This is a genomic window from Microcoleus sp. AT3-A2 (assembly GCF_036705685.1).
GTDB lineage: Bacteria > Cyanobacteriota > Cyanobacteriia > Cyanobacteriales > Microcoleaceae > Microcoleus.
The window spans coordinates 105063-117475 of record NZ_JAUBVF010000002.1 but is presented as its reverse complement, the minus strand read 5'-3'; the positions used below and the strand labels follow the sequence as shown (position 1 = coordinate 117475).

The following is a 12413-nucleotide window of genomic DNA, read 5'->3' as shown; positions in this document are numbered from 1 at the left end:
TGCCTTCTTCCTTCTACCGTTTTCCCTCTTCCTTCTACCGTCTTCCTTCTTCGTTCATAAGCCTTCTCTTAAAATCGTTGACGCAAGTGGTTACACTTTTTGCTAAACTTGTTATCCGAGAAATAGTATTTACAAGGATGGCTAGGGATGTCAGCAGCCGCGCAAGTAACCGACTCTACCTTTAAGCAGGAAGTGCTCGATAGCGAAGTTCCAGTTCTAGTGGATTTTTGGGCTCCCTGGTGCGGGCCCTGTCGGATGGTGGCGCCCGTCGTAGACGAAATTGCCCAGCAATATGAAGGGCAGGTCAAGGTAGTAAAAGTTAATACCGACGAGAATCCTAACGTGGCCAGCCAATACGGTATCCGCAGCATTCCGACGCTGATGATATTTAAGGGCGGTCAACGTGTGGATATGGTGGTTGGGGCAGTTCCGAAAACTACTCTGGCCAACACTCTGGAAAAGTACATTTAACTGAACTACGAGCGGTTTCGCGCTGTTCTTTTTGGGCCGCGACAGCTAACTCGCTTCAGAACCGGGGCAAAGCTACGGGAAAAGTTATTAGTGGCCAGCAGGGCAATTTGCTGGTGGCTATTGGCTTCTAACTTTGGCTTGCCCCTTAATTTTTATTAGCGACAATTTGTTATCGTTTCGGAAAAATTCATGATTCGTTCTGGGTCTGGTCAAGGTTTTGAGCCCCTCCAAGCTGAAGTGATGGATTTGCTTGATCGCTTGCCAATGTTGAAGCACTCTGAGTGGATCGGACGATCGCTCTCTACTATAGTGCAAATGGCCGGAGAGGAGCTCGATCGCCTAGACTGGAAAATTCTGGCTGCGTCGCTCCGAGATATGGAGAGCGCTTTTGAGCTGTTTTATCCTTACCGCCACGTTCGCAAAATTGTGATTTTTGGTTCGGCGAGGGTGTCACCGCAATCGACAGAATATTTGATGGCCAGAGACTTTGCGCGGGCGATCGCCCAGCAGGGGTTTATGGTGATTACTGGTGGCGGCGGGGGAATTATGCAGGCGGGGAACGAGGGGGCGACTGCTGAACGTTCTTTTGGGCTGAACATTCAGTTACCTTTCGAGCAAAGTTCTAATCCTTTCATTGAGGGCGATCGCAAATTGCTCAATTTTAAATATTTTTTCACTCGCAAATTATTTTTTCTCCGGGAGAGCGATGCTTTAGCTCTGTTTCCGGGCGGTTTTGGCACTCTCGACGAGGCTTTTGAGTGTCTGACTTTGACTCAAACTGGCAAGTTCGGGCCGGCTCCTTTGGTATTGATCGATCGACCGGGAGGAGATTATTGGCTTGATTGGAATTATTTTGTGCAAAAACAATTGCGGGGCCGGGGTTTGATTTCAGCCGACGATCGCAGCCTGTATACGATTACTGACGATGTAAATGTCGCTTGCGAGGCGATCGGTAGTTTTTATCTGGTTTATCACTCCTGCCGCTACGTGCGCGAAAAATTGGTAATTCGCTTGAAAACAGAGCTTTCTGAGGAGAATGTCGATCGGCTAAATGCTGATTTTAGCGATATTGTTGTCACCGGAAAAATTGATAAAAGTCAAGCTTTGGAACCGGAAATAGGAGATGCAACTTTCGATATGCCGCGCCTGACTTTGCATTTCAACCAGCGGGATTTGGGGCGGCTTTACCAGCTAATTGCTGCTATAAATCAAATGGGTGCAGCATCACCCGCCGCAGCCCATCCCGAACAAAAATAATTGTTAGTGATTAGTGATTAGTCATTAGTGATTAGTGATTAGTGATTAGTCATTAGTGATTAGTCATTAGTGATTAGTCATTAGTCATTAGTGATTAGTCATTAGTCATTAGTGATTAGTGATTAGTCATTAGTCATTAGTCATTAGTCATTAGTCTGTAGGGGTGGGTTTCACGAGAAATATTTCTAACTTACTCAGGGGATAAATAAACCCGCCCCTCTGAGGGAGATAAATTAGACCGACAATCTTTTGACAAAATTGATAGGCTGCATTTATGATAATCAACACTAATAAATTATCAATCAGCAGTAAAAAAACTAATAACTAATGACTGCTGACTACTGACTCCAGATGCTAGACCTGCTGCTAATTGCAATTTTGGGATTTCTCGGCAGTTTCGGTCACTGCGCGGGGATGTGCGGCCCGCTGACAATGGCGTTTTCTCTTTCTAATTCCGGCAACGATAAATTAGCTGCTTTCCGCTTTCATTTGCTGCTAAATTTGGGGAGAATTGCTGCTTACGCTTTGGTTGGTGCTGGAATTGGCGGACTGGGTTCGGTGTTAATTGCTGGCGGACTTTTGGCAGGTACGGGTAGCGAATTGCGGCGCGCGATCGCACTTCTGACGGGCACGATGCTGATTTGGTTCGGAGTAGTGCAAATTAAACCGGGTTTGCTGCCGCGATTGCCGCTGCTGCACCCCATGTCGCACGATCGAGTCGGACAAGCAATGAGCAAGCTTTCGGCGCAAAAAAACTGGTGGGTGCCGGTTGCTTTGGGTTTGCTTTGGGGTTTGATTCCCTGCGGTTTCCTCTACGCGGCGCAGATTAAGGCGGCGGAAACGGGAAACCCGGTTTTGGGTGCGGCAACGATGCTGGCTTTTGGACTCGGCACACTGCCAACTATGCTGGGAGTGGGTTTTTTTGCTGGCAGATTGAGCGCGGACAAGCGCAGTCAACTGTTTCGGATGGGTGGGTGGGTGACGGTGGCGATCGGGATTCTTACCTTGCTGCGAACCGATGAAATGGTTGATTTTACTGGCCACGCAGCGCTGCTGTGCTTGATGCTAGCACTGTTGGCGCGTCCGGTTAGCAAGTTTTTGCCGCAACTGTTGCGCTATCGCCGCGCTTTGGGTGTGGGCGCGTTTGTCCTCGCGGTCGCCCACACGTTTCATATGCTGGATCATACGCTGCAATGGAATTTTGACGCGCTATCTTTTATGTTGCCGCAGCATCAGTTGGGAATGGCGGCTGGGATGACAGCGCTAATGTTGATGTTGCCGGCGGCGGTTACAAGTTGCGATCGTATTCAAAATTATTTAGGCAAGCTGTGGCGAATGCTTCACCTGTTAAGCGTTCCAGCTTTCCTGCTGTGCGCTGTACACGCGGCACTCATCGGTTCTCACTATCTCGGTGGCTTTGAATGGAAGTTGCACCATCAACTGCTGACAGCCGTGTTAGCGGTGGTGACGGTGTTAGTTATGTTTGTGCGATCGCGCTTTTTTTGGTCACTTTTATCACTAGAAAATTTCTATGTTTCCCCTGTCAAACAAAAGTAAAAGTTTAGGATTGTTAGTATTTTTGGGAGTGCTAATTGAAGCAACAATTCCCAGTGCGTCGCAGTTAAACTCGATTTCAGTTTTGGCGCACGAAGTCGAAGTATCGGGAGATGTAGCCGCTACCTTTCACCTGGAACCCAACCACAACCCCCGCGCCGGACAGCCTGCGAGAGTGTGGTTTGCCCTAACTCGCAGGGGCGGTCAAATTATCCCGCTAGAGCAGTGTAATTGCAAATTGGCTGTTTATCCTAAAAATCATAAAGAGGGGGATAAGCCGCTGATGCAGCCGCCTTTAACCGCCATATCTGCCGAGAAATATCAAGGGATTCCGGGAGCTGATATCGTGTTTCCCAAGGCTGGAATTTATGAACTAGAATTGAGCGGGACAGCCAAAAATAAAGCTAATTTTAAACCCTTTAAACTGACTTATACAGTCACGGTTCGCTAAGATAATCTTTCCCTCACCGAACATAAATCTTGTAGGGCGGGTTCACCAACAATAAATGCCTCAAACCCACAATCTGATAAACCCGCCCCCACCCGACGGCAAATCATAATCTACCTATTTTAACATACAAAAAAATACAACCGAAATCTGTATAAAACCTTAAAAGTTGCCCACTCTACAAAATGTCACAAATTTTTACATTACATTATAACCAGTGTCAATTCTAGAACTCGTGCAAGCTAACCTCTCTTGAACTGACTAAAGGACATAACGATGGATATCTTATCTAACACCGTGGCGCTATCACGGATGCAATTTGCGCTAACCGCCATATTCCATATGCTGTGGCCAGTTCTGACTACGGGAATGGGAATTTATCTGGTAATTGTTGAAGGAATGTGGCTGAAAACTCGCAATCCCGACTACTACCATCACGCTCGTTTTTGGTCTAAACTCTACGTCCTCAACTTCGGTATTGGAGTAGCTTCAGGAATTCCGATGGAATTTCAGTTTGGCACAAACTGGGCACCATTTTCTGAAGCTGTTGGTGACTTTTTTGGCAGCATTTTGGGATTTGAAGCTTCAATGGCATTTATGCTAGAAGCCGGCTTTTTAGGCATTATGCTGTTTGGTTGGGAGCGCGTTCACCCGATCGTCCATTATTTCGCTACAATCATGGTAGCCTTCGGCGCTAACCTATCCACAGTCTGGATTTTAGTCGCTAACTCTTGGCTGCAAACTCCTGCGGGTGGAGAAATGGTCAATGGCAAGTTTATTGTCAGCGATTACTTTCAAGCAATTATGAACCCGTTCGCATTAAACAGCATTCTCCATATGTTTTTTGCGACGTTAGAAACTTCGCTGTTTGTCATTGGCGGAATTAGCGCTTGGTACATTCTCAATAAGCGCAACCAAGCCTTTTTTTCCAAGTCTTTAAAAATTGCCATAGCAACCGCAATCGCCGTTGCACCCTTGCAGATATACATCGGACATTTGAGCGCCGAACAAGTTTATCACTACCAACCCACTAAATTAGCAGCAATCGAAGCTAAGTGGGAAACTTCACCAGCGGGAGAGTCAGCCGATTGGACTTTGCTAGCTTTGCCTAATGAAAAAGCCCAAAAAAATGACTGGGAAATTAGCGTACCCAATGGCTTAGGATACGTTTTGGAATTCAAACAAAAACTCTCCGAACCCGTACTCGGATTGAAGGAATGGAAGCCAGAAGATAGACCGCGAATGGTGGGTTTAATCTACTATTGTTTCCGCATCATGTCCGGCATTGGATTCTTCTTTTTAGGACTGATGCTGTTCAGTATAATTCAGTGGATGCGAGGCAAACTTTCTGCTGAAAATATTAGCAGTCAACCTTGGCTAATGCGCGCTTGGGTATTAGCTGCTCCCCTGGGATATATTGCTGTAGAATCGGGTTGGATTGTCCGCTGTGTCGGCAGACAACCTTGGGCTTTATATGGGCAAATTCGCACTGCTGACGCGGTGTCAAACATCCCCGCCAGCAATGTTTTAACTTCTCTCAGTTTCTTTGCCGTTGTTTACAGCTTTTTGTTTGTTTGTGCCTTGTATTTTGGCAGCCGAATTATCCGCCAAGGCCCTAATTTAAGTCTGCCTGTGCCAGGTTTAGACAATGAACCTGCAATCGAAAGTCAACCTGCAGAACACATTCCCGATCAACGTCCCGTAGAAGCACAACAATAGGAGATTTTATGCAAGCTTTGGAGCATTTTCTCCCACAAGTTTGGTTTGTAGTTTTGGCTTTGTTTCTCCTGCTATATGTCATGCTAGACGGTTTTGACTTGGGAGTAGGCATTCTGTCTCTGACTGCTTCCGACGAGGAACGCAGGGGCATTTTAATGACGAGTTTGGGCAACGTTTGGGACGCGAACGAAACGTGGCTGGTGTTGATGGGAGGCGCTTTATTTGGCGCATTTCCCCTCGCTTACGGCACGATTTTGACAGCGCTATATATACCAATTTGCATGATGCTTTTTGGTTTGATATTTCGCGCTGTAGCCTTTGAATTTCGCGAGCATTCTAATCGCAAATTATTCTGGAATTATGCCTTTGGTGCTGGCAGTTTTTTAGCAGCTTTAGCTCAAGGATTTGCCCTCGGTGCGGTGCTTGAGGGCATTGCGGTTGATGAAGCCGGTCACTTTGTGGGTACAACTTGGGATTGGCTGGATTGGCGATCGATCTTGGTTGCTTTGACGCTGATTCAAGGCTATGTTTTGATCGGTTCAACCTATCTAATTATGAAAACAGAGGGGGAACTGCAAACAAATCACTATCGCACGGCTAAAATTGCGGCGGTGACGACTTTAATCGGAGCAGTTTTAATTACGATCGCCAGTCCGATTTTTTACGAAAGTGCTAGATCCAGGTTGTTCGATAAACCGCTAGTTTATGTGTTTGCCACGATTCCTTTGTTGGGAGTGCTGTTGGTGGGGCTACTGCTGAAAAGTCTCGCAAACAAAGAAGAACGCACGCCGTTTGTCTGGACGATTCTGATTTTTTTGCTTACTTTCATCGGCTTGGGATTGATTGTTTTTCCCTACATTATTCCCTCACAAATCACGATTTACCAAGCCGCAGCTTCGCCCAGCGCCCTGGTATTTATGATTGTGTTTATGGGCATTCTGCTCCCGATTATGATTTTTTACAACATCTACAATTATGTTGTGTTTCGGGGTAAGGTTGTCGGCGGCCACTACGGGGAATAAAACATAATACAACCGCAGATCCAGGCAAATATACGCAGATAGTATCAAGTTTATATGCTGGTTTATCTGCGTATATTTGCGGTTAAAAATTACAAATAATTGTTTTATGATACCATCACAACTTACGAAACTATACTATACATACCATAGCGCCAATAGTGCAGAATAGGGAAAGGAACTGGTTGAGAATTAGCGAGATCGCACCTCATGGGATTTGAAATTTGCAATCTGAGATTTGATATTTGAGATGGCTTCCACTGATGAGTCCGAGGGATTTTGATCAGGATGCGGAGCTTTTTTCACAGGTAAACGGATGAGTCCGGGGGCTTGTCACCAAATTGCTTGATTGTCAAATAATAGTTGATAAACATAGGGAAAACATTACAGTTAATTCTGTACCTAGCGAGGGTGCAGAGTTTGCGATCGCTATCTTTGTCAAATAATAAAATACAATGGAATAGAAGGTTTTAATTTAACAGTTGTATAATAAAGGGTCAACCAGTTATGGATGCGATCGCAAATTTGTCAGGTTATGAGATTACAGAGAAACTTTATGTAGGTACACGTACCCTAGTCTATCGAGGCATCCGTACCCGTGACCAATACCCAGTCGTAGTCAAACTGCTGCGAAACAAATACCCCACCTTCAACGAGCTCGTCCAGTTTCGCAACCAATATACTATTGCCAAAAATCTCGACTTCCCTCACATCGTCAAAGCCCTGACGCTGGAAGTCTACCAGAATAGCTATGTCCTAATAATGGAGGACTTTGGCGGAGTCTCCCTATGTACTTATCTCAAAACAGCAACAAATGAAACCCAACCATCTAAAGCTTTACCTTTAGCAGAATTTCTCCAACTCGCCATACAACTAACAGACATTATTCACTATCTATACCAAAACCGAGTTATTCACAAAGATATTAAACCCGCTAATATTCTTATTAATCCCGACACCAAAAAAATTCAACTAATTGACTTTAGTATTGCATCCCTCCTACCACGAGAAACTCAAGAAATCCAGAATCCCAATATTTTAGAAGGAACCTTAGCCTATCTCTCTCCCGAACAAACTGGACGGATGAATCGAGGCATTGACTATCGTAGTGACTTTTATTCTCTGGGTGTGACTTTTTATGAATTGTTGACAGGACAGTTGCCATTTATCTCGGATGATCCGATGAAATTGGTGCATTGTCATCTCGCCAAACAGTCGATACCCATTCATCAAATAAATCCACAAATTCCCCTAATTTTATCAAAAATTGTCAGTAAGCTGATGGGGAAGAATGCCGAAAAGCGCTATCAAAGTGCATTAGGACTAAAGTACGATTTAGAGATTTGTTTAGTTCAATTACAAAAAACCGCCACAATAGAACATTTTGAACTCGGAAAGCGAGATATTAGCGATCGCTTTACTATCCCAGAAAAGCTCTACGGTAGAGAAAAAGAAGTCGATCAACTATTAGCAGCCTTTGAGCGAGTCAGCACAGGTAGCACCGAAATGATGCTAGTGGCAGGCTTTTCTGGCATTGGGAAAACCGCCGTTGTCAATGAAGTTCATAAACCCATTGTCCGTCAGCGCGGTTATTTTATCAAAGGCAAATACGATCAATTTCAACGCAACATTCCCTTTAGTGCATTTGTGCAAGCCTTCCGCGATTTAATGGGTCAACTGCTATCAGAATCGGATACCCAACTGCAAACATGGAAAACCAAGATTTTAGCAGCATTGGGAGACAGCGGACAAGTCTTGATTGACGTGATTCCTGAGTTAGAAGGCATAATTGGCGCTCAACTTCCTGCAACAGAATTGTCAGGAAGTGCCGCCCAAAATCGCTTTAATCTGCTCATGCAGAAATTTGTGCAAGTTTTCACGAGCAAAGAACATCCTTTAGTGATGTTTTTGGATGACTTGCAATGGGCGGATTCAGCATCCCTGAATTTGCTACAATTATTGATGCTCGATACAGGATATTTATTAGTATTGGGGGCATATCGAGATAATGAAGTTTGGCCCGTGCATCCATTTATCTTAAGAGTGGATGAGATAGTTAAAACGGGGGCAACAGTGAATACAATTACTTTGGAACCGTTAAGCGAACTGGATATGAATTTGTTGGTGGCGGATACGCTGAATTGCGAATCATCACTTGCCCAACCTTTGACAACATTAGTCTATCTAAAAACTCAGGGTAATCCTTTCTTTGCAACTCAGTTTCTCAAGACATTACATGACGAGCAGCTAATTAGCTTTAACTGGGAGATTCGGCATTGGCAGTGTGATATTGCCCAAGTGAAAGCCTTAGCTATCACTGATGATGTCGTTGAATTCATGGCGTTGCAATTGCAGAAGCTGCCCAAAGGAACTCAGTATGTTCTCACCTTAGCTGCTTGTATAGGATCACAGTTTGATTTGAATACGTTAGTAATTGTCAGTGAGAAATCTGCTGGAATGATGGCTACGGCTTTATGGAAAGCATTACAGGAAGGTTTGGTGATTCCCATGACCAAAATCTATAAGTTCTTTACGGAATCGGATAATGATGAAGTTTTCAAGGCTTCAGCTAATCCAACTTATCGATTTTTACACGATCGCGTCCAGCAAGCCGCATATTCACTCATTCCCGATTCACAGAAAAAAGCAACGCATCTCAAAATTGGACAATTACTTCAGCAAAAATCTTCAAAAATAGAGCAAGAAGAAAAACTGTTTGATATTGTCGGACATTTGAATCGAGGAATTGAGTTAATTACCCAACCGAGCGAACGAGAAGCCTTAGCTAAACTGAACTTAGAAGCAGGTTGTAAAGCCAGAAAATCTACCGCCTACACAGCAGCTAGAGTTTATCTGCAAACAGGCATTGATCTACTAACAGCCAACTGCTGGCAAAGCCAGTATGAATTGACCCTGAACCTCTATGTTGCTGCTACCGAAACCGCTTATTTGAATGCTGACTTTGACGGCATGGAACAGATTGCAGCACAAGTGTTGCAAGCAGCCCAGACAATCTTAGACAAAATCAAAATTTACGAAATTCAAATCGTCGCACAGACAGCACAAAGCAAGACATTAGAAGCCATTGCAGTAGCCAGAGATGCACTCTGGCAATTGGGGGTTGAACTCCCCACCGAAGCTGACGAAACCTTGATTGGTAAAGCACTACAGAGCCTTGCGAAGCAACTAAACGGCAGAAAAATTGAGGAACTAATCGATCTCCCTGTGATGAGTGATCCTCAGACTCAGGCAGCTATGCCCATATTGGCAATGTTATTTGCACCCATTCTCCAAGGAACTCCAGGCTTAGTGCCCCTCCTGAGCTCCACGATGGTAAGTTTATCGCTCTCCTTTGGGAATGCACCCGCATCAACAGTGGGCTATGCGATTCACGGGCTTGTATTAAGTGCCTTTTTGGGAGAGGCAAAAACGGGCTATAGCTTTGGTAAATTGGCCATCTCATTGCTCGATCGCGTCAATGCACGAGAATTTAAGTGCATTACTCATAATATGTTTGGGGCATTTATTCAGCATCATCAAAATGCTATGAGGGCAGGGCTACCAACGCTGAAAGAGGGCTTTATAGCTGGCATGGAAACTGGCGATTTTCTTAACGCTGGCTACAACATAGCTACTTACAGCTACCTCAACTTTTACGGTGGGGTAGAACTGGATAGTTGGGAACCGGAACTTGCAGTCTACAGTGCTACATTGGCTCAGGTGAAGCAATATTCGGCTCGGACTTATTTGCATATGGAGCGGCAGATGTTGCAGAACTTGAGGGAAGTTCGTACTCTGTCGGATTGCTTAATCGGCGAAGCCTATGATGAAACGGTGATGATTCCTAAGCACTATCAGGATCGTGAATTCAGTGCGATCGCTCTTGTCTACATTTACAAACTGCTGCTTGCCTACTTTTGGGGCAATTATCCGGCTGCCTTAAACCATATTTGCCAAGTCAAGCCGTATTTGATGGCATTATCGGGATTGGTTCATGTTCCGGCTTTCCATTTCTATGCAGCCCTGACGTACCTGGCAGTGTTTTCCACACAGCCAGAAACCGAGCAAGCTGATATTCTGGCCTCTGTGGAAACCCATCAAACGAGTCTGCACCAGTGGGCGCAAAATGCTCCCATGAATCATCTGCATAAGTGGTATTTAGTTGAAGCAGAACGGCAGCGGGTTTTGGGTTACAAGGCAGATGCACTGGAAATGTACGATCGCGCTATCCAACTCGCTCAAGAAAATCTATTCATCAACGAAGAAGCCCTCGCCAACGAACTCGCAGCTAAATTCTACTTGGAATGGGGCAAAGAAAAAGTAGCTCAAGCCTACATGATTGAAGCGTATTATTGTTATGCCCGATGGGGTGCTAAAGCCAAAATTGACGATTTGGAAAAACGTTATCCTCGCCTACTCGGTATTATCCTTCAGCAAGCTCAAGCCTTTAGTTCATTAAAGGAAACGATCGCCCGGGGAACGATTAGTTCTACTCACTCTTCTAGCAGCAACTCTGAATTTCTAGATTTGCCTACTCTGATCCAAGCCTCTCAAGCCATTTCTGGGGAGATTGAACTCGATAAACTCCTGACTACTCTCCTAAAAATAGCGATCGCGAATGCTGGGGCAACTAAGTGCGTCTTATTGCTCAAACAAAAACAGTATTTACAGGTAGCGGCTCTTGTAGCAGAGGGACAGGAACCTAAGCTATTACCATCAATACCTCTAGAATCTAGTCAGGATGTAGCAATTAGTTTGGTTAACACTGTCAAGCGTAGTTTGAAACCTGTGGTAATAGTTGATGCTAGGGTAAGTTTCCAGGTTGCGAGCGATCGCTATATTGAACAGCACCAGCCGATCAGTGTTCTTTGTATGCCCATTCTTAATCAAGGGCAGTTGATAGGAGTTTTATACCTGGAAAATAACCTGACGGTTGGGGCATTTACGAGCGATCGCATTGAAATGCTAAATTTGCTGGCTTCTCAAGCTGCTATTTCCTTAGAAAATGCCCGTTTGTATCAAGAATCTCAACAAGCATTTACCGAACTCAAACAGGCACAAATAAAAATAGTTCAAAGCGAAAAGATGTCAGCATTGGGAAACTTAGTGGCTGGGGTTGCTCACGAAATTAATAATCCGGTTGGTTTTCTGGTTGGTAATATTCAACCCGCCTTAGATTATATCAAAGATTTGTTTGGATTGCTCGATTTGTATGAACAAAAATATCCGCAACTCGATCCAGAGATTCAAGAAGAAATCGAGAACATCGATCTGGAATACATCCGGGAAGATTTACCGAAATTAGTAGGTTCGATGCGGGAAGGTGTGAAGCGGATTCGGGATATTAGTACAAGTCTACGGACATTCTCCCGTGCGGATACTAACTATCCCGTAGCTTGCAATATCCACGATGGCATCGATAGCACTATTATGATCCTGAAACATCGCCTCAAGGCTAACGAAACTCGTCCAGAAATCAAAGTGATTAGGGAATACGGTAATTTACCACAAGTTGAGTGTTATGCCGGACAGTTGAATCAAGTATTTATGAATTTGTTAGGTAATGCGATCGATGCTTTGGATGAATCCAATCAAGGACGACATTATGCAGAAATAGTCAATGAAATTACCATTAAAACCGACGAATTTTATGGTGACAAAAAACAAGCGAGGATTCGCATTAAAGATAACGGTGTGGGCATAAGTGAAGCAGTGCGAGAGAGGATTTTTGATGAGTTATTTACTACCAAAGAAGTAGGAAAAGGGACGGGGTTGGGATTGGCGATCGCACGGCAGATTGTGGTTGAGAAACACGGCGGTACAATCGAGGTAAATTCTGTATTGAGAGAAGGGACGGAGTTTACAATTTTCTTACCGATGAAAGGATAAGACGATATCGATAGATGGCAATATTTTTATTCGAGAATGAAAAAATAATAGAAGCG

General features: G+C 44.5%; 7 protein-coding genes. All 7 read left to right on the top strand.

Annotated features, from left to right (window positions below):
- Nucleotides 1–147: 147 nt before the first annotated feature.
- A complete protein-coding gene (trxA, locus tag QUB37_RS02175; protein WP_006631199.1) occupies nucleotides 148–471 on the top strand; it encodes a thioredoxin in 324 nt (107 codons plus the stop codon).
- Nucleotides 472–660: 189 nt separating this feature from the next.
- On the top strand, nucleotides 661–1728 hold the full coding sequence (locus QUB37_RS02170; RefSeq protein WP_333158664.1) for an LOG family protein: 1068 nt from the start codon (nucleotides 661–663) through the stop codon (nucleotides 1726–1728).
- 351 nt (nucleotides 1729–2079) lie between these two features.
- Nucleotides 2080–3285, top strand: coding sequence for an urease accessory protein UreH domain-containing protein (locus tag QUB37_RS02165; protein WP_333158662.1), 1206 nt, complete (start codon nucleotides 2080–2082; stop codon nucleotides 3283–3285).
- Complete coding sequence (locus QUB37_RS02160; protein ID WP_333158660.1) at nucleotides 3260–3733, top strand: hypothetical protein; 474 nt, start codon at nucleotides 3260–3262, stop codon at nucleotides 3731–3733. Before QUB37_RS02165 ends, QUB37_RS02160 begins: the two co-directional genes overlap by 26 nt.
- Before the next feature lie 273 nt (nucleotides 3734–4006).
- Nucleotides 4007–5449: a cytochrome ubiquinol oxidase subunit I gene (locus tag QUB37_RS02155; protein WP_333158658.1), complete on the top strand. Its 1443-nt coding sequence runs from the start codon at nucleotides 4007–4009 to the stop codon at nucleotides 5447–5449.
- Nucleotides 5450–5457: 8 nt separating this feature from the next.
- Nucleotides 5458–6471 (top strand): cytochrome d ubiquinol oxidase subunit II, encoded by a 1014-nt coding sequence (cydB, locus tag QUB37_RS02150; protein ID WP_333158656.1) that lies wholly within the window; start codon nucleotides 5458–5460, stop codon nucleotides 6469–6471.
- 504 nt (nucleotides 6472–6975) lie between these two features.
- Entirely contained in the window at nucleotides 6976–12357 is a 5382-nt protein-coding gene (locus tag QUB37_RS02145) for an AAA family ATPase (RefSeq protein ID WP_333158654.1), read from the top strand.
- Nucleotides 12358–12413: the final 56 nt, after the last annotated feature.